Annotated in this window: 13 protein-coding genes and 1 tRNA gene; 12 read left to right on the forward strand and 2 right to left on the reverse strand. The window is 44.4% G+C overall.

The window, feature by feature from the left end:
- The first annotated feature begins 83 nt into the window (after positions 1–83).
- The 7 genes from HXT24_RS02745 (at position 84) to HXT24_RS02775 (ending at position 9,347) form a co-directional block, all read left to right on the forward strand.
- On the forward strand, positions 84–1,832 hold the full coding sequence (locus tag HXT24_RS02745) for an ABC transporter permease (protein ID WP_416451246.1): 1,749 nt from the start codon (positions 84–86) through the stop codon (positions 1,830–1,832).
- A gap of 144 nt (positions 1,833–1,976) precedes the next feature.
- Entirely contained in the window at positions 1,977–3,527 is a 1,551-nt protein-coding gene (locus HXT24_RS02750) for a nitrate/sulfonate/bicarbonate ABC transporter ATP-binding protein (RefSeq protein WP_422114078.1), read from the forward strand.
- A gap of 253 nt (positions 3,528–3,780) precedes the next feature.
- On the forward strand, positions 3,781–4,149 hold the full coding sequence (gene rplS, locus HXT24_RS02755) for a 50S ribosomal protein L19 (RefSeq protein WP_004114457.1): 369 nt from the start codon (positions 3,781–3,783) through the stop codon (positions 4,147–4,149).
- Between the two features lie 38 nt (positions 4,150–4,187).
- Entirely contained in the window at positions 4,188–5,042 is an 855-nt protein-coding gene (gene lepB, locus HXT24_RS02760; protein WP_004114465.1) for a signal peptidase I, read from the forward strand.
- 39 nt (positions 5,043–5,081) lie between these two features.
- Positions 5,082–5,765: a ribonuclease HII gene (locus HXT24_RS02765; protein WP_020761877.1), complete on the forward strand. Its 684-nt coding sequence runs from the start codon at positions 5,082–5,084 to the stop codon at positions 5,763–5,765.
- Positions 5,766–6,025: 260 nt separating this feature from the next.
- Positions 6,026–8,626, forward strand: a complete 2,601-nt coding sequence (locus HXT24_RS02770) for an ABC transporter ATP-binding protein (RefSeq protein ID WP_422114079.1) — start codon at positions 6,026–6,028, stop codon at positions 8,624–8,626.
- The gene (locus HXT24_RS02775) at positions 8,610–9,347 is read left to right on the forward strand and encodes an HNH endonuclease family protein (RefSeq protein ID WP_410312132.1); all 738 of its coding nucleotides are present in this window, start codon (positions 8,610–8,612) and stop codon (positions 9,345–9,347) included. The genes HXT24_RS02770 and HXT24_RS02775 overlap by 17 nt, the downstream gene beginning before the upstream one ends.
- 100 nt (positions 9,348–9,447) lie before the next feature.
- On the opposite strand, the gene HXT24_RS02780 is transcribed toward HXT24_RS02775, so the two are convergent.
- Positions 9,448–9,532 (reverse strand) — tRNA-Ser (locus HXT24_RS02780).
- A gap of 679 nt (positions 9,533–10,211) precedes the next feature.
- Here HXT24_RS02780 and HXT24_RS02785 point away from each other — a divergent pair.
- The 5 genes from HXT24_RS02785 (at position 10,212) to HXT24_RS02805 (ending at position 20,545) form a co-directional block, all read left to right on the forward strand.
- On the forward strand, positions 10,212–11,159 hold the full coding sequence (locus HXT24_RS02785; protein WP_020761977.1) for a DMT family transporter: 948 nt from the start codon (positions 10,212–10,214) through the stop codon (positions 11,157–11,159).
- Positions 11,160–11,215: 56 nt separating this feature from the next.
- Positions 11,216–11,869: a tRNA (cytidine(34)-2'-O)-methyltransferase gene (locus HXT24_RS02790; RefSeq protein WP_225622766.1), complete on the forward strand. Its 654-nt coding sequence runs from the start codon at positions 11,216–11,218 to the stop codon at positions 11,867–11,869.
- A 77-nt stretch (positions 11,870–11,946) separates the two neighbouring features.
- Positions 11,947–12,672 (forward strand): peptide ABC transporter permease, encoded by a 726-nt coding sequence (locus HXT24_RS02795; RefSeq protein ID WP_422114080.1) that lies wholly within the window; start codon positions 11,947–11,949, stop codon positions 12,670–12,672.
- Positions 12,673–12,871: 199 nt separating this feature from the next.
- Entirely contained in the window at positions 12,872–16,438 is a 3,567-nt protein-coding gene (rpoB, locus tag HXT24_RS02800; protein ID WP_116692289.1) for a DNA-directed RNA polymerase subunit beta, read from the forward strand.
- A gap of 87 nt (positions 16,439–16,525) precedes the next feature.
- A complete protein-coding gene (locus tag HXT24_RS02805) occupies positions 16,526–20,545 on the forward strand; it encodes a DNA-directed RNA polymerase subunit beta' (protein WP_004122660.1) in 4,020 nt (1,339 codons plus the stop codon).
- A gap of 261 nt (positions 20,546–20,806) precedes the next feature.
- Here HXT24_RS02805 and HXT24_RS02810 read toward each other — a convergent pair whose 3' ends face one another.
- On the reverse strand, positions 20,807–22,252 hold the full coding sequence (locus tag HXT24_RS02810) for an ATP-binding protein (RefSeq protein ID WP_422119572.1): 1,446 nt from the start codon (positions 22,250–22,252) through the stop codon (positions 20,807–20,809).
- Positions 22,253–22,271 lie beyond the last annotated feature (19 nt).

The raw sequence follows: 22,271 nt of genomic DNA on the forward strand, positions 1-22,271 counted from the left end.
AAGCAAAATTTAAGATAAACGCAAAAAATAGTGGTGATAAGCGGCAAACGCGTGTAAAAATACGCGTTCCCAGAGGACTTATCATGACAATATTTACAACATCTGGAAAAAACGGTGCTAGTACGCAAGTAGACGAAAACACTCGTTTTTGGTCCGACATTATTGTGTGCGTTGGTATAATCGCGCTTTTTGGAGTAAGCGCTTTCCTTTTGCAGCGCATTAACCAGCCGATTGGACCTAAAGGAATACCTTCTGCAGTTTCAACTGACCTTATTAATTTGCCTTACTACACGCTTAGATCCGTGTTTCGTATGATGCTTGCGCTTATAGCATCGCTGATTTTTACCATTATTTACGGATCGCTTGCAGCGCGCAGCCGCCGACTAGGCAAGGTTCTTATTCCGTTGCTAGACATTTTGCAATCCGTTCCAATTCTTGGCTTCCTTTCGGCTACAGTAACGATTTGGCTGGTGATTTTCCCAGGATCGATGATGGGCGTTGAAGCCGCTTCGATTTTTGCGATTTTTACAAGCCAGGCTTGGAATATGACTTTCTCGTTCCACCGTTCGCTTTTAAGCGAGCCAAAAGAGCTAGACGAGGCAGTGCGCAGCTTGCAACTTACGCATTGGCAGCGATTCTGGGTGCTGGATATGCCAAACGCAATGATTCCGCTGCTTTGGAATTGCATGATGAGCGTTGGCGGCGGATGGTTCTTCCTTACTGCTTCCGAAATGATTTCCGTAAACAATCACACTTACGCGCTGCCTGGAGTTGGTAGTTTTGTGGCGCAATCTGCAGCAGAAAACAAGCTTGGAAACATTTGGTGGGCTATTTTATCCATGATTGTTGTTGTGCTAGCGATTGACTTCTTCCTTTGGAAGCCGCTTACCGCCTGGGCAGAGCGATTCCGCATAACTCAAAGCGCATCCGACGAAGAACGAAAGAGTGCTGTTTTGACACTTATTCGTCATTCGCATGCCGACGAAGTTATTAGCAAGCTGTTTTCTCCGATTCGCGAATGGCTTGAAATTATTACACGACCATTCGGACGCACAGGTTCACAGTGGCCGCGTAAAGCATCACAGCGTAAACTTGGCGACTTGGTTTTCAACATTGTTATGGCTGTGCTGATTTTGGGGCTTGCTGCTCAAATGCTTTACTTTGTAGCAACTCGCACAGGTTTGCAGGAGTTCGCTACAGCTGGAGCGTTAGGAGCTTTGACTTTTGCTCGCGTAGCTGTGTTGATTTTTGTGAGCTCGCTGATTTGGGTTCCAGTAGGCGTATATATTGGCATGAATCCTAAGATTTCGCGAATTATGCAACCTGTTGTGCAAATCTTGGCTAGCTTCCCAGCAAACTTTGTGTTCCCATTTGCAATGATGTGGTTTATGGCTTGGCATATTGACCTTGGATGGGGAAGCATTATTTTGATGGCGCTTGGCACGCAATGGTACATTTTGTTTAACGTTATTGCAGGCGCTAGCGCGATTCCAGATGATTTAAGAGAAATGACAAGAAGCTTTAGATTAAATCGTGTGCTCAAGTGGAAAACTCTTGTTTTGCCTGCGATTTTTGGATCTTGGTGCACTGGCGGAATTACTGCTGCTGGCGGTGCTTGGAACGCTTCGATTGTGTCAGAGATTGTAGAATACGGCAAGAATCACATGGCAACTCAGGGTTTGGGCGCGTATATTACGAATGCAACAACCGTTGGTGATTCTGTAAAAACGCTTGTGGGAGTAACGGTTATGAGCTTAATAGTGGTGTTAAGTAATCGACTGTTCTGGACGCCTTTGCAAAGGTATTCGGCAAAAAGATTTGTTTTGAATTAATCAAATAATTAATCGACTAATTAATCGACTAATCAATCGACTAATTAATCGACTAATCAATCGAATAAATCAAATAAACTACGGAAAATTAAACTTTTTAAGTTTATAAACTTTTTAACTTTACAAAACAGATTGGCAAATATTATGAACACTTTGAACAAAACCGCGGAAAAGGCTGCGCAGAATTTGGCTGCGCAATCTTCAGTTACAAGCGATATCATCGACGCAAAACACATAACTCAAAGTTTCACATCGGATAGTGGAACTACTCAGCACGTACTTCACGATATATCGTTTACGTTGCGTGAAGGCGAAATCGTTGCAATTCTAGGGCGTTCTGGCGCTGGAAAATCAACCTTCTTGCGAACAATGGCAGGCTTAATTCAGCCAACAGAGGGAACTGTAACGTATCGCGGTCGCGAGCTTACTGGTCCAAACCCAGGGGTGGCAATCGTTTTCCAAACCTTCGCACTTATGCCATGGCTTACAGTTCAAGACAATGTGGAGCTTGGTTTGCGCGCTAGAGGCGTTAACAAAGAAAAGCGCACGGAGCTTGCGTTAGCTGCAATCGATGCTATTGGTTTGGACGGCTTCGAAACAGCGTATCCAAAGGAGCTTTCTGGCGGCATGCGTCAGCGCGTAGGTATTGCGCGCGCACTGGTTTTGCGCCCAGATGCTCTGTTTATGGACGAGCCATTTTCTGCGCTTGACGTTCTTACAGCAGAAAATCTTCGTCAGGAAGTTCTTAAGCTTTGGTCTAGTGAAGAGCGTGATATCAAGTCTGTTGTAATAGTTACGCACAATATTGAAGAAGCTGTGCAAATGGCAGATCGCGTGGTGGTTTTGGGATCTCATCCTGGGCATTTGATTGCAGACGTGCAAGTTGATTTGCCTCGCCCGAGAGACAAGCATAGTGCTGAATTTGAGGCGATGGTTGATAATCTTTATGCGATTTTGACTGGTTCTATGCCAGAGGGTGAATCTGAGCCAGATAATACTGATACAACGGTTGCTGGCGACTTGTCTGGTGCAGATAGCGATTCTCAACCTGTGGAACAGACGGATGCGGAAGAAACAGAGGCTGCTGCAATCGCCGACATGCTTATTCAAAAGCATCACGACGCGGAGGCAGAAGCTAAGCAAAACGAAGAGCAGGCGGATGCGGGTGAGCCGAAGCCTGAGCCTGTTGCTGTGCACTTGCTGCCGAACGCAACGCCAGGAGGAATGGCAGGTTTGCTAGACGTTATTTCGGAAGAGCCAGATGGCATTGATTTGGCTGATTTGGCTGCGGATTTGTCGTTTGAAATCGATGATTTGTTCCCACTTGTAGATGCTGGAACAATGCTTAATTTGCTTACAGCAGAAAATGGTCATATTACTATTACGCCAGCAGGTCAAGAATGGCATAATGCCGACATTTTGCACAGCAAGCAGGTGTTTGCGCGTCTTGCAATTGAGCATGCTCCTCTTGTTCATGCAATTGATCAGGCTTTGAGCCGAAACCGCAATGGCAAGCTTCGTGGCGAGTTGATTTTGGATTTGCTTCGCAGCAAGCATACGGACGCCTTGGCTCGTCAGCAATTTGATATTGCGATTAGCTGGGGTCGTTATGGCGAGCTTTTTGACTACGATGCCGATGATGACGAATTAACCCGTACTGTTGAGACGGCGCCGCTTAATGGAGTTGCGCGCTGAAATAGTGCGAAATAATGCTCAATAATGTCCATTATTGAGCATAAATTTGTGTTTTGTATGCTTTCGATAAGGCGATGCCGCATAGTCGACTTATCAATAGTCTAGCCTGCTTTTTTAAAGTTTTGGCAGATGGAAGCCCTGAAAAGCAAACTTTTTGGGAAGGATTATTCAAAGTAAAGTTGAAAAAGTTAAAATTAGACTAACTTGCTTTGATGTAGCTTACGTCGATATGCGGCGGCGAGGAGGAATTATCATGGTGAATGCTGTAGAAGCATTTGATGCTAAGCATCTTAAGTCTGCTGAGGAAATCCCAGCTTTCCGTCCTGGAGATACTGTTGACGTTAACGTTAAGATTCAGGAAGGCAACAACACTCGTATTCAGACCTTTACTGGCGTTGTTATCGCTCGTAAGGGTGCTGGCGTTCGCGAGACTTTCGTTGTACGTAAGGTGAGCTTCGGCACTGGTGTTGAGCGTCGCTTCCCACTTCATTCCCCAGCTATCGATTCTATCAAGCTGGTTCGTAGTGGTCGCGTTCGTCGCGCTAAGCTTTACTACTTGCGCGCTTTGCGTGGTAAGGCTGCTCGTATTGCCGAGCGTCGTGACAACAGCGCTGCTAAGTAAATTTATTTAAGGTTAAGGATTTAACGTTAAGGATTAATATGTCTGCCGAAGACTTGCAAAATAGCGATGGTCACATTGTTAATGTGGCAGGTCACGGCTTAAATCCTTCTCCAGTTCCACCGGAGCCAGAAGAAAGACCAAGTCTAACTTCTGGCTTCAGTGCTAAACGTGCTAGGCATGGAAAAATAAAAGGGAATCATATTTCTGGATATCAAGATAGTGATTATGATTCCTCTAAATCTCAGTCCAAGGTTCGTACTCGCAAGCTTTTTAAAACATCTTGGAAAGAGCTTGTTGCATGGTATCTTGTGCCTATTCTTGTTGTTATTTTTCTTCGTGTTTTTATCCTCGGCGTATATTTTATTCCGTCTGGCTCTATGCTAGACACAATTCATATTGGCGATTATGTTGTTACGTCTAAGCTCACTCCTCGACTGTTTCCGCTAAATCGTGGAGATATTGTTGTTTTTGAAGATCCTGCTAATTGGCTTCAAGGTGAAAATAGTCGCGGCGGAATTGTGTCTGGTAAAGATCTTATAAAGCGTCTAATTGGATTGCCTGGGGATACCGTTGAATGTAAGGGCGATGGTGACCCAATTCTTGTTAACGGTGTTCCTGTGCTTGAATCTGCTTATATTAAACCAGGTGTAAGTCCTAGTTCCTTCCCGTTTAAGGTGAAGGTTAAACCTGGTCATGTATTTGTTCTAGGAGATAATCGCGCTAACTCGGCGGATTCTAGGTATCATAAGAATGATGGTGACGATGGTTTGGTACCTATTTCTAAGGTTGAAGGCGTGGCATTTATGCGTTTTTGGCCTTTGAACCGTATGGGTATTTTTGAAAATCATAGCGATGCGTTTGATGATGTAAGAAATAAGTCAGATGCTAAGTAGTTCTTTTAAACGTGCGTAGATATTAGATTTGGGGAGATTTTGGCTGCTGTTCCGTCTTTTAACTTTGAGCAAGACCTTTTAAAAAGTGGCTTCGATTGGGTTATTGGATTAGATGAGGTTGGACGTGGTAGTTTAGCTGGCCCTGTTATGGTTGGTGCTGCGCTTTTTGGTGCCGATAAAATTAATTCTGGTTATTTTCCTGATGGATTAGCTGATTCCAAGCTTATTAACGCTCACAAGCGTGAAGGATTATTGGAGCCTCTTGAAAATTGGTGCGATGCTTTTGCTGTTGGTTCTTGTACAAATCGCGAGATTGACGAGTGGGGAATAAGTTATGCTCTTGGTGTTGCCGCGATTCGTGCAATTTCAGATGTGCAAAACAGTATGAGATATAAGCTTGAAAATGCTCATATTGCAGCGATTTTAGATGGACCATTTAATTATATTGGTAAGGTTTCTGGAACTTTTGATGCGCCTAGTATGGATTTTCCTGTTAAAGTTCACACTTTAGTTAAGGCTGATCAGAAGTGTGCTAGTGTTTCTGCAGCTTCTGTGATCGCAAAGGTGACTCGAGATTCTCTTATGACAAGCTTGTCTGATGATCCTAAATATAAAATTTATGATTGGGCACATAACAAGGGTTATGGTTCTAAATCGCATAGAGCTGCGATTTTAGAGTATGGTCCTAGTGATTTGCATCGTATTAGTTGGCATTTAAGCTAAAGTTCTTCGGCGTGTTGATGCCTGATGCTCAGCGTAATCTTGAATGCTAAAGGGGTAGTGAGCTAGTGCGTGGGTATGTGTTTGTAGAGAGTGTTTAGATAGCGTTTTTAAGAGATTTAAAGCTGATTTTAACAGTGCGAGCTACTCGAATTTGTAGATTCAATCTGCAGGGTATCGTGTGTTTACTTTGCAGTGCGTGAAAGTATTTTTGGAATTTAAAAGAGTTTTCTATGGACTATGGAAAAGAAAAGGATAGTTAAATGATTGGTCGTTTCTTCGCTTTTGTTCCAGGTGTTAAGCACTTGGTTGTTTTAAGAGCGGCATGTCTTGCTATATCTTCTCTTGCGAATATTGGTTTTGTGTATGTTTGTGTTGGAATTCTTTCGCCAGTGCTTATTCCTGCAAAATATACTGGCAAATCCTTGTTAAGCTCTGTTGAATTGACGTCTTATCTTATTTCTCTTGTTGGAATACTTATCGTAAAATATATTGCGTTCCATCAGTCTTGTACTATTTCTACCGAAATTGGAACTCGCGTATCTATGAAACTTAGACCAAAAATGTTGCGTTCTATGCTTTCTTTGAGCTCCTCTAAAAAATGGTCTAAGGGGTATTCTTCTATTTGCGTGAACGATGATGTTGAGTGGGTTCAACGTTGGTCTGGTTTACTTTTGCCGCAGATCATTGCTGCTTTTCCTATGCCTTTTGCGGTTAGTGTTGCAATGTTTTCAATAAACTCTTATGTTGCCACTATTTGCGTTTTTGCGTCAATTTTTTCTACTTTGGCACTTGTATCTGCTCTTGCAGATGTTCGCGTTTTGTGGCGCTGTTTATGCGTATTTTTAACGTATTTAATGACTGGTGTGGCAATTATTTCTACAGTTTGGCTTCTTTCTGTTAAATCTGTTGGTCTTCCTGCTGCAATGCTAACTTTGCCACTTCTTATGCTAAGCGTAGATCCAATACGTAGAGTTGCTAACTGTATGCATATTAAAAATCGGGCTGTTTTAGGTTTGAATAACATTAGTAACTTGTTTAAAAGTGTTGCTTCTAGTAAAGTTCATTCTTCTAATTTAGACTCTGTAGAATCTTCTGCTTCTGCAGATTCCATAGATTTCTCAGATAATAAAAAGTCACTGAGCATCCCAGATGGAGCTAATAATGTTTCTCTTCATGTGCGATGCAATTTCACTGAAAATAATAAACCTTTGCGTGCATCCTTTAATATTTCAAGTGGAAAATTGAATGTGATGCCAAAGGAATACTACGAATTATTTACTAATAATGTTTTGAATGGCGTAGTTTTTAGCGATAAATCAGATGTTGCGCTATCTTACAGCGATAGATATGGTTTTTCTGAAGTAGATGTTGAATCGCCTTTTGTAGTATCTGATTTTGGTGATATTTCTGGAAACTCAACTTATGTTTCACTAAATAATGAAAATCCTGGTGCTATTGCAGATCTTGTTACTATTGTTCGTTCAAATAGTCATCTGTTTTCAGCCACTTTGCGAGAGAATCTGCTCATGGCATCGTCTAATGCTACTACTACATCTATGTGGCAAGCATTGCGTACTGCTCATGTAGATGGTGTTGTTTATGCGGATTATAACGGATTAGATTTGCGTGTAGACAATATTCAGGTTGAAAATAAGCAAGATATTTTCCGACGAATTATTATGGCTCGTGCGCTTATTCGTAGAACTCCAGTGTATATTTTCGACTATTCTTCAAGCGATATTAGTTCTGATGAAGCTAAGAATTTATGTGATATTTTGCGTCATGTTGCTAAAAAAGCTACGATTCTTGTATTTTTGCCAGACGATAACTACGTTTCTAAAGCGGACAATTTGGTTAACGTTAGTGTATATCATAATTCGCATTACACCAGTTCTAGTTCTATTAGCTCTTATGCCGAAAATTTCGCAGATGGTAGCGTTGATAAAGCTAATAAAGTAGACGAATATGCTAAAAGTTTTGATAAAAACTCTAATAAGAATTTTAATAATGCAAAACACGAAGGCTTATTGAAAGATTTATCTCATGAAAGTAAATCAACTATATCTTCGCTGAAAAAGGCGTTTTTTGCGATTCTTTCAGCATTCTCTACAGCAATCAATATAGTTTGCGCAGTATTGATACCTGTTTGCACTTTTGCAGCAATGTTCGCTATCGCTAATCGACCGCTTTTTGGACTTGCTATGCAAGAATACGTGCTTATCGTAAGCGTATGCGCATGTTTAAGATGCATAACATTAGTAACATCTTTTGCTGGTGTGGATCTTCATCATGCGCATTTGCACAAGGCAGGTTTAAGCATGAGTGTTGGAATGGTTTTGTCGATTATTCCAGCAATCGTTTTGTTATGTTACTTTGATATTCAAATTGCTATTTTTGCTGTTGTGATTTGTGCTCTAATAGTGTTTATAATTCCAGGATTATTTAGACTTAGACTCCGCAGTTTTATTAAAAAAGTTCATTCAGAGCAAAAGATGGTGGAGCTTGAAGTTGATGATGTAGAACTTGGTATTGATGAGGTTCTAGCTTTCCGACAGGGCGAGCATTGTGTTAAGCGTGTTGTTGATTCAATGCGTAAGCTTTCACAACAGCGAGTGCGATTATCTCGTAAAGTGGGAAGAATGCAGGCAATTCTTATGTCTGTTGCTCTTATAGGTATTGCGAACGCAATAATGCTTGTTTCTAACACTATTCACCCAATTGTCACTAAGAATCCACAATGGAATGTTGTTTACGCAGTTATGGCAATTATTGTGCTCATTAGCCTTATTCAACAAGTTCTAGACGTTGTTATTAGGCGTATCCCTTGGGTTGTAGACATAAATCATGCAGTACGATCGTAATACGCATTATTCAAGTAATCCTATATCTAAAAGGATAACCTCTTTTATATGGCTTATTTCTTTGGCTATTCTTATAGGCATTGTTATTGGGCTTGTTTTGCCAAAGATCAATCATGATGTTGGCGAAATTACTGGTGAATACGCTGCTGATGGAGATGCTGCTGCTCTTCTTAATAAGCTAAAAGTCGCTAAATCACATCCGTCTGGATACAACAGGAGTGTCTTTGGATACAGGACTACAGATGTTGATAAAAATGGTTGTGATGTTAGAGAAGATGTTCTTGCTCGCGATTTAAAACAGGTTCGTTTTAAGTATTCTGGTTCTTGCAAAGTAGCATCAGGGCTTTTGCACGATCCTTATACAGGTTTAAATATTAATTTTGTTCGAGGAAGAAAAACTAGTGCTCTTGTTCAAATCGACCATGTTGTAGCACTAGAAAACGCTTGGCAATCAGGAGCCTGGAAATGGAGTCATGCCAAGAGGCTTAAGTTTGGTAACGATATGCTTAATCTTCTTGCTGTTCAAGGAGCAGCGAACCAAGAAAAAGGATCTGCTTCTGCGGCTTATTGGCTGCCATCTAATAAATCCTTTAGATGCGATTATGTAGCTAGGCAGATTGCTGTTAAGTATAAGTACGATCTTAGCGTTACTAGTGCGGAAAAACGTAGCATGGCTTCAATTTTGCATGGTTGTTCTGCGCAGAAATTGCCTAACAGTTGAGTTCGACGCTAAGCTGCTTGTGTATGTTCATATATTTTGATGCATAGGCAAATATATAAAAAGGGTTCCAACCACTCATACTGGCTAGAACCCCTAAGCGCGGAGAATACGAGATTCGAACTCGTGAGGCTGTTACACCAACACGCTTTCCAAGCGTGCGCCATAGACCACTAGGCGAATTCTCCACATCAATCATTGTGCTAAACAGCATAACGAAAGACAACTTAAATAAGATAACATAAACTGAGGATAATGCAAAGTCGCGCGTGGCGCGAATCGACGATTTCGAGCTGCATAATGCGCGAGAAATCACCTCGATTCGCTGAGCCGCTCAAACGTAAAGTCCAGTGGACTTTACGTGCGGCGAAGACGTTAGCGCGCTTAGACCGCGCTAACGATTTTCCAATTCGGAGCGCTGAGCTTGCTCAGGTTGAAAGCACGGTGTGCTTTCAACGCAAGTAAAGCGCTTTGACTGAGCTTGAAATTGCATAACGCATTTCAAGCTCCTTCAAAGCGTGATTTGGCTTAAAGGCATAAAGTCCAGTGGACTTTATGCGCCAAATCAGCCGAACGGCTACTAATAGCCGTGAGGAATAGCGCGCCGTAACGCGCGAGCGACATTTCTAACGTTTTTGCGATTCTCAAATCACCTCAATAGATTTATTGCACATGCAATCCTTGCAATTGCGTGTTGTTGATTATGTGCGTGTTGTTGATTATGTGCGTGTTGTTGATTATGTGATAGTGTAGATTTTCCATATGTAGTAAGCGATTTGCTAGATTTGCGACTTGCGACTTACTACAGATGCGCAAAACTACAGGATTATTAGCAAATACAGGATTTAAGTTTAGAAGGTGTTTAGCATGGATGTTGGTTTTGTAAAGAATATCCAAAAAATAAAGCCTAAAAAGCCAAATCCTGCGGTGGATCATAGTCCGCGCACAATGATGATTGGCATAATCTTAACGATTCTTGGTGGCGCGCTTTGGGGCACAAATGCTACTGTTTCTAAGATTCTAATGTCGCAATACCTTGTGAGTCCGTTGCAAATCGCGTGCGTTCGTCAGCTTGCTGCAGGCGTGCTTTTTGTAATCGTTGCGTCAATAGTTAATCGCAAGCAACTCGTTGGTGCATTAAGCACAAAAAAATCATGGCCAATGCTAGTCGTAACAGGTATTGTGTGCGTGCTTTTAACGCAAGTGGCGTATCTTTTTACAATTGACTGGACTAACTCTGGCACGGCTACTGTTTTGCAAAGCCTGAATCTGCTTTTTGTGCTTGTTTATGTGTGTTTGCGGTCAAAAAGAACTCCGACTTTGCTCGAAAACATTGGTGTTTTGCTTGCATTTGCAGGAACTGCGCTTATGGCAACGGGAGGCAATTTTAGCTCGCTTTCGCTGCCGCTGATGGGACTTTTGTGGGGATTAGCAGATGCTGCAAGTACGGCGGCTCTTGCGATTATGCCAGTTAAATTGATTGCAAAATGGGGAAATCTTACTGTAAACGGAATTACGTTTATTATTGCAGGTCTTATTATGCTGCCATTTGTGCGACCATGGCAAACAATGCCTCCTTTGGATTTGCGCGCGTATTTGCTGTTTACTTTTACAATCGTTGGCGGAACTTTTGGCGCATATTGGATGTTTTTGGCTGGCGTTATGCGAGTTGGATCTGTGCGCGGAACGCTTTTGGGGGCGAGCGAGCCTGTTATGGCGGCAATCACGGCTGTTGTGTTTACGGGAGCTGTGTTCTCGTGGGCTGATTTTGCAGGATTCGCGCTTATTTTTATTATGATGATTTTATTGAGGTGATTATTACGAGTATGCAAGTCACAAGTAAAGAAGATAAAAGTAAAGAAGATAAAAGTATGCAAGACGCACAAAATCAAGACGCACAAAACCCAGTCAATCGTGTAGAGCAGATGTATGAGTATGGCTACAGAAAGTCAAATTACGGCCCGGACGAGCTTGTAACAGACGCGCACGGAAATCCAATCAGCGTTATGGACGCCATGCTAAGCGCGCAAGATGCAAGCACTGCGCAAACTCAGACCCCGCACTTGTGCTTCTATTCGCCTAGAATCCCAGGAAACACAGGCTCTGCGATTCGTCTTTGCGCGGTAACGGGCACCATTTTGCATCTTGTGGAGCCGCTTGGATTTAATCTTCAAGACACAAAGCTTCGCCGTGCGGGTCTTGATTATCACGATATGGCACACGTTGTTATGCACCCGAATTTTGAAAACCTTGTGGAATCAATGCCAAATTCTCGCATAATTGCGTTTACTGCAAATGCTACAAAACTTTACACAGATATTGAGTATAAGCCGAATGATATTCTGCTTTTTGGACCGGAGCCAGGAGATATTCCAGACCCAATGGATATTATGGCAGGTCCGCATGTTGCGGAACAGGTTCGCTTGCCAATGCGTCCTTCGCTTAGAAGCTTAAATCTTACGAATTGCGCATCAATCGCAATCTATGAAGCGTGGCGTCAGCTTGGATTTGAGGGCGGAAAATAGTCTACAGAAAATAGCTTATAGAAAATAGCAAAATAGCCTATAGTCAAAAATAGTCTTAAAACTACTCATGCATTACAATGGTGACTATGCCTGTGTTAAAACGTAAACCGAAGCGGAAGATTAGTGCTGCGCGCCGTCGCATGTACATTCGTCGCCGAATCGTAGTTTGCGTGGGGCTGCTGGCTGTTTTAGTGTTTTGTATCTTTTGCATAATTAGCATTTTTAAAGGCATATCTGCAATTGGAAGTGCTATAAGCAAACATTCAGACGTTACTCTATCTAAACAACTTGTGCCAGATCCAAGGCCTGTTGGAATCATAAAAAAATGTAGTGCGAAAGACGTTCGTATTGAATTAACCTCAGCATCGCAATCTGTACCGATGGGAGGAAGCGTAGAATTTACTGCTCGCATAGTTCATGAAGGAGACGATTCCTGCAGAATAGATGCGTCGGATGGCAGAATGGTGTTGACAATTGGAGACAGCGTAAGTGCTGATAAGTCTGATAAGTCTGATAAATCCGATAAATCTAGAGAAAAGCAAGAAAAGCAGCAGAAAATAGATCCGCAATGGAGATCAGATGTGTGCGAAATTCCACTCAAGCCTTTGTTAATGGCAAAAGGTGATTCGTACGAGAAAAAAATCGTGTGGAGCACGGATGCTACAGTCGGAACGCCTACTGGCAAGGATTGCTTAGATGACGCCGACTTGCCTAAAGTTTCGCGCGGAACGTATATTGCACAAATTGAGCATAAAGATGTGTCAGGATTACAAAGCAATCCCGTGGTTATTTCTGTTCGCTAGCAGATGCACAAATGGCGCAAAAAGTCGAAGCGAAGGGGTAAAATCGTTTCTTTGTACAAGGTGTGTCATATAGCGGGCATACTCAAGGAACCGAAGAAGGCGCCCGCAAACCCAAAATCATTGATTTTAAGCGCGTTTGCTGCGATTTTCTAAAGCTCCCAAGGATTAAGAAAACTAGCTAGCGATAAAGGAACGTCCATTGGCTGCTGAACAAGCTACGACGAACACCACCAAAGTCATCGCGCGTGCCGACGAGCACAGCATTAAATTGCATAAAGCGTCGGATCGTGTGAATTTCGGCTCCATTTGTGAGCCAATCGATGTGCCATACCTCCTCGGTGTGCAAACCGACAGCTTTGACTGGCTGATCGGCTCCGAGCGTTGGAAGAAGCGCGTCGAAGAAGATGAGGCAAATGGCACTCACACTGTGCCTCATGTCTCTGGTCTAGAAGAAGTGTTCCAAGAGATTTCTCCAATCGAGAATTTTGCTGAGACAATGAGCCTCACATTCTCGGATCCATATTTTGAAGAGCCACGTCACACTGTGCTTGAGTGCAAAGAGAAGGATTACACATATTCCGCTCCTTTGTATGTAAACGCAGAGTTTGAAAACGGCGAAACTGGCGAGATTAAGAGCCAGACTGTGTTTATGGGTGATTTCCCGCTGCAAACACCACACGGAACATTCATTATTGGCGGCACTGAGCGCGTAATTGTGTCCCAGCTTGTGCGTTCCCCAGGCGTGTATTTTGACCGCACGCAAGATCGCACTTCCGACAAAGACGTTTTTGGCGCAAAAATCATTCCAAGTCGCGGAGCGTGGCTTGAGTTTGAGATTGATAAGCGCGATGTTCTTGGCGTGCGCGTAGATCGCAAGCGTAAGCAGTCTGCAATAGTGTTCTTGATGGCAATTGGCATGACTAAGCCAGAAATTGCCGAGGCATTCCAAGGGTATCCTCTTGTTCTCGATGCTCTAGAAAAAGAGCCAATCGACACTCAAAATGATGCTCTTACAGACTTGTATCGCAAGATTCGCCCAGCAGATACCGCAACTCCAGACGCGGGTCGCAATTTGCTCGAATCCTTCTACTTCAACACAAAGCGCTACGATTTGGCGCGCGTTGGTCGCTATAAGATCAATCGCAAGCTTGGTTTGGAAGCGGATTACAACGATCGCAGCTTGAATCGCGAAGACATTATCGCCACAATCAAGTATTTGGTTACTTTGCACTCGGGCGAAAAGACCTTCCCAGGCAAGCGTGATGGCGAAGATGTGCAATTGCGTGTAGACGTGGACGATATTGATCACTTTGGAAACCGTCGAATCCGTCAGGTTGGCGAGCTTGTACAGAATCAGATTCGTACTGGCTTAAGCCGTATGGAGCGCGTTGTGCGCGAGCGCATGACCACGCAAGATGCTGAGGCGATTACACCACAGTCGTTGATTAATATTCGACCAGTTAACGCTACTATTAAGGAGTTCTTCGGAACTTCTCAGCTTAGCCAGTTTATGGATCAGAACAATCCTTTGGCAGGCGTTACAAACAAGCGTCGTCTTTCGGCTCTTGGTCCTGGTGGTCTTTCTAGAGACCGCGCATCTATGGAAGTTCGAGACGTGCACCCATCCCACTTTGGTCGTATGTGCCCAATCGAATCCCCAGAAGGTCCAAACATCGGTCTTATCGGTTCGCTTGCTACCTTTGGTCGCATCAACCCATTCGGCTTTATTGAAACACCTTATCGTAAGGTTGTTAATGGTCATGTGACTAACGAAGTCGAATATATGACTGCAGATCGCGAAGCCGAGCACGTTATTGCTCAGGCAAATCAGGAACTCGATGAAAATGGCAACTTTGTTGGCACTCAGGCACTTGCTCGCGTGGACGAAGAAGAGGCAGTCGATGTGCCTGTAAGCACTGTTGACTACATGGATGTTTCCCCACGACAGATGGTTTCTCTTGGCGCAAGCTTGATTCCATTCTTGGAGCACGATGAAGGCCACCGTGCTTTGATGGGTACTAACATGCAGCGTCAGGCTGTGCCGCTTATTAAGTCGGAGCGTCCACTTGTTGGTACGGGTTCCGAATGGCGTGCTGCAGTTGATTCTGGAGACGTGATTCTTTCCGAAAAGCCAGGCGTTGTAACCTACGTTTCTGCAGATATTATTCGCGTTATGAACGATGACGGAACTCAATCTAGCTACAAGCTTTCCAAGTTCCAGCGTTCCAACCAGACTACCTGCTACAACCAGGTGCCGCTTATTAAAGATGGCGAGCGCGTGGAAGCAGGAACTGTTTTGGCTGATGGTCCTGCAACAGACAAGGGCGAGCTTGCACTCGGCAAGAATCTTCTCGTTGCGTTTATGCCTTGGAACGGCTACAACTATGAGGATGCTGTGATTATCTCTCAGCGACTCGTGCAAGACGATACGCTTTCTTCGATTCACATTGAGGAGTACGAGATTGACGCGCGCGAAACCAAGCTTGGTGCCGAAGAGATTACTCGCGACCTTCCAAACGTTGGTGAAGACGCTATTGCAAACCTCGACGAGCGCGGTATTATTCGCATTGGTGCCGAGGTTGAAGCTGGCGACATTTTGGTTGGTAAGGTAACGCCTAAGGGCGAGACTGAGCTTACTCCAGAAGAGCGCTTGCTTCGTGCAATCTTTGGCGAAAAGAGCCGTGAAGTTCGAGACACTTCTTTGCGCGTGCCACACGGCGAAACTGGTACTGTGATTGCTGTTAAGGAAATCACTCGTGAAGACGCTGAAGACGATGGCGATGAGCTTCCAAATGGCGTAAACCAGATGATTCGCGTTTACATTGCTCAGCATCGTAAGATTACGCAGGGCGATAAGCTTTCTGGTCGCCACGGCAACAAGGGTGTTATTTCCCGCATTTTGCCAGAAGAGGATATGCCATTCTTGGCTGATGGTACTCCAGTAGACATTATGCTTAACCCGTTGGGCGTGCCTTCTCGAATGAACTTGGGTCAGGTGCTCGAGCTTCACTTGGGTTGGATTGCTCACGCAGGCTGGGATATTAATTTGGATCCAGACCTTGAGGCTGCTTGGAAGAAGTATGTGCCAGAAGGCGCTGAGCACGGCGATCCATGCACTCCTGTTGCAACTCCAGTGTTCGACGGCGTGCGCCCAGAAACCTTGAAGGGTCTTTTGAGCACTACGCTTGCAGACCGCGATGGCAATAAGCTTGTTGGTTCCGACGGTAAGGCAACATTGTTTGACGGCCGCACTGGTGAGCCATTCCCTAAGCCAATTTCTGTTGGTTACATGTACATCTTGAAGCTGCATCACTTGGTTGATGATAAGATTCACGCTCGTTCCACTGGTCCTTACTCTATGATTACCCAGCAGCCGTTGGGTGGTAAGGCGCAGTTCGGCGGCCAGCGCTTCGGCGAAATGGAAGTGTGGGCGCTTGAGGCTTATGGCGCTGCTTACACATTGCATGAAATGATGACCACAAAGTCTGATGACGTTGACGGTCGCGTGCGCGTGTATGGCGCTATTGTCAAGGGCGATAACCTTCCACCAGCTGGTATTCCTGAGTCCTTCAAGGTGTTGCTCAAGGAAATGCAGTCGCTCTCCTTGAATGTTGAGGTGCTTAACTCCGAAGGAGTGGCAATTGACATGAAGGATGAGGATGATGATCCGGTGTCGTCTTCTGAAGATTTGGGCTTCAACATTGGTGCGCGACCAGATTCGTCCGCCAAGGAAGATCAAGTTATTCAAGAACCTGAATACCAGTGATACCAGTGATTAGAAATAACTTAATCACTAATCACTAATCACTTTAAGAAACTTAGAAAAACAATTTCATGAGACAGGACGATAATAGTGCTGGACGTCAACGCATTTGACAAACTGAGGATTGGACTGGCCACTGCCGACGACATCCGTAGCTGGAGCCACGGCGAGGTTAAGAAGCCAGAAACCATTAATTACCGTACCCTTAAACCAGAGAAGGATGGTCTGTTCGGTGAGCAGATTTTCGGTCCTACTCGCGACTGGGAGTGCGCGTGCGGCAAGTATAAGCGCGTGCGCTTTAAGGGAATCGTGTGCGAGCGATGCGGCGTGGAAGTTACACGCAGCCGCGTTCGCCGCGAACGCATGGGTCATATTGAGCTTGCGGCTCCTGTAACACACATTTGGTTCTTCAAGGGTGTGCCAAGCCGCTTGGGTTACCTGCTTGATATTGCTCCAAAAGACTTGGAAAAGGTTATTTACTTTGCAGCCTACATGGTTACTAAGGTAGATGAAGAGCAGCGTCACCAAGATCTTCCAGACTTACAAGACGAGTTCGATACGGAAATCGGCAATCTTCGTAAGCGCCGCGACAATGAGATTGAAGCTCGCGCAAAGAAGGTAGAAGAAGACCTGCACGAGCTGGAAGAATCAGGCGAAGCAAAAGGCAACGCAAAGTCTAAATTGCGCGCTGGAGCAGAGCGAGAAATGGCTGCTATTCGTACTCGCTACGATGAGCAGATTCAGCGTTTGAACGCAGTTTTCGATCGCTTCAAGGGCTTGCGCGCAGGAGACATGGAAGGCGATGTTGACCTTTGGCGAGAAATGGAAGACCGCTACGGTGACTATTTTGAAGGCTGCATGGGTGCTGAAGCAATCAAGAAGCGCTTGCAGGACTTCGACCTTAAGTCTGCTGCCGTAGAACTTCGCGAAGAAATCGACAATGGTACTGGTCAGCGCAAAGCGCGCGCTTTGAAGCGACTCAAAGTTGTGAACGCGTTCTTGACAACTGGAAACAAGCCAGAAGCAATGGTTTTGGACGTTATTCCAGTAATCCCACCAGATTTGCGACCAATGGTTCAGCTCGATGGTGGACGCTTTGCAACATCTGATTTGAACGACTTGTACCGTCGAGTAATCAACCGTAACAATCGTTTGAAGAGGTTGATTGAACTTGGTGCTCCTGAAATCATGCTTAACAACGAAAAGCGCATGCTTCAGGAAGCAGTTGATTCACTCTTCGACAACGGTCGTCGTGGTCGCCCAGTAACTGGTGCATCTAATAGGCCACTAAAGTCGCTTTCCGATATGCTTAAAGGTAAGCAGGGTCGATTCCGCCAGAACTTGCTCGGTAAGCGAGTTGATTATTCTGGTCGTTCCGTAATCGTTGTTGGTCCAAGCCTTCGCATGCATCAGTGTGGTTTGCCTAAGCCAATGGCGTTGGAGCTGTTTAAGCCATTCGTTATTAAGCGTTTGGTGGATCAGGGCTTTGCTCAGAATATGAAGAGCGCAAAGCGTCTTGTAGATCGCGGAGATTCCGAGGTTTGGGGCGTGCTTGAGGAAGTTATTTCTGAACATCCTGTGCTTCTTAACCGTGCTCCTACACTTCACCGTTTGGGTATTCAGGCATTCGAGCCAATTCTGGTTGAAGGTAAAGCAATTCACCTTCCACCACTTGCTTGCGCCGCATTCAACGCCGACTTCGATGGTGACCAGATGGCAGTGCATTTGCCACTTTCCGCCGAAGCTCAAGCAGAAGCTCGCAGCTTGATGATGGCATCTGACAATATCTTGAAGCCAGCAGATGGTCACACTGTTACCATGCCATCTCAGGATATGATTTTGGGCTTGTACTACTTGTCTACAGTAATAGACGGTGCAAAGGGTCAAGGCAGAATCTTCTCTTCGCTTGCAGAGGCTCAAATGGCACTCGACAAGCATGAGATTGACATGCAGGCAAAGGTATTAATCCGCGTGCCAGAGGACTTTGTGCTACCAAAGGATTGGGAGCCAGGAGAACTTAAGGTCGTAGATCCAGAGCCAGGCAGCCCAGATGTTGTTCACGAAGAGCGCTTTAAGGATGGAACTGTATTGTTCGCCACATCCTACGGTCGCGTGTTGTTTAACGGCACTCTTCCAGAGGACTATCCGTTTGTAAACCAGCAGGTTCCAAAGGGTGTTCTCTCCAAGATTGTTGACGATATTGCTACACGTTATTCCACTGCTCAGGTAGCCGCATCCCTTGATGCTTTGAAGGATCTTGGCTTTACTCGAGCACCTTGGTCTGGCGTTACAATGGCATTCTCTGATATTGTGCTTCCTCCAAATCGTGAGGCTATTGCGCAAGACTACGAGAATCAGGCTGCAAAGATTAACTCCCAGTACGATATGGGTCTTCTTACAGATGAAGAGCGTCGTCAAGAGTTGATTAACTTGTGGACTGAATGCACCGATAAGGTTGCAGATGCTATGCGCGAGAACTTCCATGATGATAACAACGTGAACATCATGGTTCAGTCTGGTGCACGCGGTAACTGGATGCAGATTCGTCAGATTGCTGGTATGCGAGGCTTAGTGGCAAACCCTAAGGGTGAGATTATTCCTCGTCCTGTTAAGTCAAACTACCGTGATGGTCTTTCTGTGTTGGAGTACTTCATCTCCCAGCACGGTGCGCGTAAGGGCTTGGCTGATACCGCACTTCGTACTGCAGAATCTGGTTACTTGACTCGTCGTCTTGTGGACGTTTCTCAGGAAGTTATTGTTCGTGAGGAAGATTGCGGCACAAAGCGTGGTCTTATGATGAAGATTGCGGACCGCGACGAAAATGGCAATTTGACGCTTGTTAAGGCTGCTGATGGTGGTCCATACTCGCGCTTGCTTGCTGCAGACGTGCTTGATCCAGCAGACGGTACAACCGTTTTGGCTAAGTGTGGTGACGCGCTTTCTATGGATGTTTTGCGTGACTTGGTTGCGCATGGTGTCGAAGAAGTTAAGGCTCGTTCTGTGCTTACTTGCGAGTCTAAGCGTGGCGTTTGCGCAAAGTGCTACGGTTGGTCTTTGGCTACAAGCTCTCTTGTTGATGTTGGCGAGGCTGTTGGTATTGTTGCAGCACAGTCCATTGGTGAGCCTGGTACGCAGCTTACGCTTCGTTCCTTCCACTCTGGTGGCGTTGCTTCCGCAAGCGATATTACGCAGGGTCTTCCTCGTGTTACCGAGCTTTTCGAGGCTCGTACACCTAAGGGCGAGGCTCCAATTGCTGAGTTCCCAGGTGTTGTGAAGGTTGAGGATACTGACCATGGTCGTCAGGTGACTTTGACTCCAGACGATACTACGGTTGAGCCAATCGTTTACCCAGTAACTCGTCGTGCTCCAATGCTTGTTAAGGATGGAGACCACGTTGAGGTTGGTACGCAGTTGATTGAAGGTTCTGTGGATCCTAAGAAGATTCTGCGAATTCTTGGTCCTCGTGCTGCTCAGGTGAACATTGTGGAAGAAGTGCACAACGTGTACCGTTCTCAGGGCGTTGATATTCACGATAAGCATATTGAGGTTATTGTGCACCAGATGCTTCGCCGCATTACGGTGATTGATTCTGGAGACACGAACCTTCTTCCAGGCGAACTTGTGGATCAGGCTAAGTTCCGTGAAGCAAATCTTGAGGCTGTTAAGAATGGTGGTAAGCCTGCTGCTGGTCGTCCAGAGCTTATGGGTATCACAAAGGCTTCTTTGGCTACAGATTCTTGGCTTTCTGCCGCATCCTTCCAGGAGACTACACGCGTGCTTACTGAAGCTGCTTTGAGCCAGAAGGAAGATGATCTTAAGGGCTTGAAGGAGAACGTTATTATTGGTAAGCTCATCCCAGCTGGTACTGGTTTGGCGCGTTATCGTAATGCGGATGTCTTTGCAGATCCAGAGGTGCGTGATGCTGTTTATCCAAACCTTGGTTTGGGTGGAGCAAATGGCACTCCGTCAAACTTTGGCGAGAGCAACATGGGAGATGTTGATTTCTCGAACATTGATTTTGGCGACATGCAGCTTGGGGATGAATTTAATCCAGATGACTTCCTTGATGATCAGGGTGGTCAGGGTGATTATGACGATGACCTTAACTAATCAGACTAGGTATGACTGGAGATTTTAGGCTATCTATATTATTTATGAGTGATTTGCTTAAATTTCTAGGTTTGATTTTGCTAGTCTGAATTGAATTAGCCGTTGCAAGTTGTTTTACACATCTTGCAGCGGCTTTTTGTTTTGTGCGCGACGACCTGCCTGAGCGCTTAGAGCGTAGCGCGCGAAGGCAATTCGGAGCGCTGAGCTTGCTCAAAGTTGAAAGCACGGTGTGCTTTCAACGCAAGCGAAGACGTGAGCAAATCACAAGAACTCAGTCATTACTATTGGAATGTATTCCAGCATTCCATTATGTTGGTAGTCTTTCGTATAAATCAATATTTCCCGTACAATTCGCGAGGAAAACTTACGCGCGAAAGCATCAAGTGAAGCATGCGTTTTATAACCTGAGCTCTTTACTTCAATCGGCACAATCTTGTTCTTATCAGCAATCAAGAAATCTACTTCATAGTTGCGATTGTTGCACTTGCTGTGGCGATTATCGTGATTGTCAATCTCAACATTAGTATCGTCCGCGATTAATCGCGCGTCGCCGTCCATAAAAGTGTGATAATACAATTCGTGTCCATGAGTGCTCAAAGTTTGAGCAACAATATTTTCGTATACATAACCTAGATTTACTTGCAACTTATCGTTTAACAATCGCATATAAATGTCATTGCTTGTAAAAGACTTGTCTTTAAATGCTAACGTAACAAACAAACCAGTATCTGCAAGAAAGAGTTTGAACTTAGATAAATCTTTGTGTTGAGCCATTCCAGAATTAGGATCGTTAGTATGGTGGGAGATTAGCACAGTTCCAGAATCTTCTAGTTGAGCTAGTTGTTCAAGAACAGTATTTGCTCTGTTGCCAGCAAGAACGCTCGAAACATGGTAACGGGAAGTGTTAGACATGAGCTGAGCTGGAATGGAATCAAAAATTGCGGATATTTTACCAGTAGGGTCTATTTTTCTAAAATCATCTTCGTAAAGTGAAAGAATATCGCGTTTTACTCTATCTACAACACTAAAATCGTTGGTTTCAATATAGCTTTCAACAGCTTGTGGCATTCCTCCAACGAGCATATAAAGTCTAAAATCTCTTAGCATTTTTCTGCATGCTGCTTGACCGATTGGTTTTTTAGAATCGTAGAGTTTTTTTAGAAGCGGAATGGTTGTATTGTCGCCAAGTGCCCACTTAAATTCCTCATAATCCATAGGATGCATTTTTAGTTTGCGTTCTTCGCTTGGAATAAGAATATTTTTAACGTTTTTGTGGATTGAAATTAGTGAGCCCGTTTCTATGTAGTCGTATCTTCCGTCGTTGACTAGGGCTTTAATTGCTTGGCGCGCTTTTGGGCAGAGTTGAACTTCATCAAAAATAATGCACGACTTGCGTTCCTTGAGGCTTGTTTTATATGTAAGCTGGAGTTGCAAGAAGATGTAGTTTAAATCTGAAAGATCTTCGAATAGTTGTTTTACTTCTGGAGATGCTGTGTAAAAATCCACCAGGATGTAGCTTTCGTACTCATTTTGCGCAAACTCTTTTACAATAGTGGATTTTCCTACGCGACGTGGTCCTTCTATGAGCAGTGCTGTTTTCCCGTTAGAAGAGTTTTTCCAATTGAGAATGTGCGAATAGATTTTGCGTGGAAATTTGCGCTCAGTGTATGTTGTGCTGGATGTTGATTGATTAAGGTTATAAATCATTGTAATTCCGCCATTCTTT

The sequence above is a fragment of the Gardnerella sp. DNF00354 genome (assembly GCF_049262755.1).
Lineage (GTDB): Bacteria > Actinomycetota > Actinomycetes > Actinomycetales > Bifidobacteriaceae > Bifidobacterium > Bifidobacterium vaginale.

Bases quoted from the DNA above. Each gene is read 5' to 3' on its own strand.
- HXT24_RS02745 (WP_416451246.1), top strand. From the start codon at position 84: ATGACAATATTTACAACATCTGGAAAAAACGGTGCTAGTACGCAAGTA.
- HXT24_RS02750 (WP_422114078.1), top strand. From the start codon at position 1,977: ATGAACACTTTGAACAAAACCGCGGAAAAGGCTGCGCAGAATTTGGCT.
- rplS (WP_004114457.1), top strand. From the start codon at position 3,781: ATGGTGAATGCTGTAGAAGCATTTGATGCTAAGCATCTTAAGTCTGCT.
- lepB (WP_004114465.1), top strand. From the start codon at position 4,188: ATGTCTGCCGAAGACTTGCAAAATAGCGATGGTCACATTGTTAATGTG.
- HXT24_RS02770 (WP_422114079.1), top strand. From the start codon at position 6,026: ATGATTGGTCGTTTCTTCGCTTTTGTTCCAGGTGTTAAGCACTTGGTT.
- HXT24_RS02775 (WP_410312132.1), top strand. From the start codon at position 8,610: ATGCAGTACGATCGTAATACGCATTATTCAAGTAATCCTATATCTAAA.
- HXT24_RS02785 (WP_020761977.1), top strand. From the start codon at position 10,212: ATGGATGTTGGTTTTGTAAAGAATATCCAAAAAATAAAGCCTAAAAAG.
- HXT24_RS02790 (WP_225622766.1), top strand. From the start codon at position 11,216: ATGCAAGACGCACAAAATCAAGACGCACAAAACCCAGTCAATCGTGTA.
- HXT24_RS02795 (WP_422114080.1), top strand. From the start codon at position 11,947: ATGGTGACTATGCCTGTGTTAAAACGTAAACCGAAGCGGAAGATTAGT.
- HXT24_RS02810 (WP_422119572.1), bottom strand. From the start codon at position 22,252: ATGATTTATAACCTTAATCAATCAACATCCAGCACAACATACACTGAG.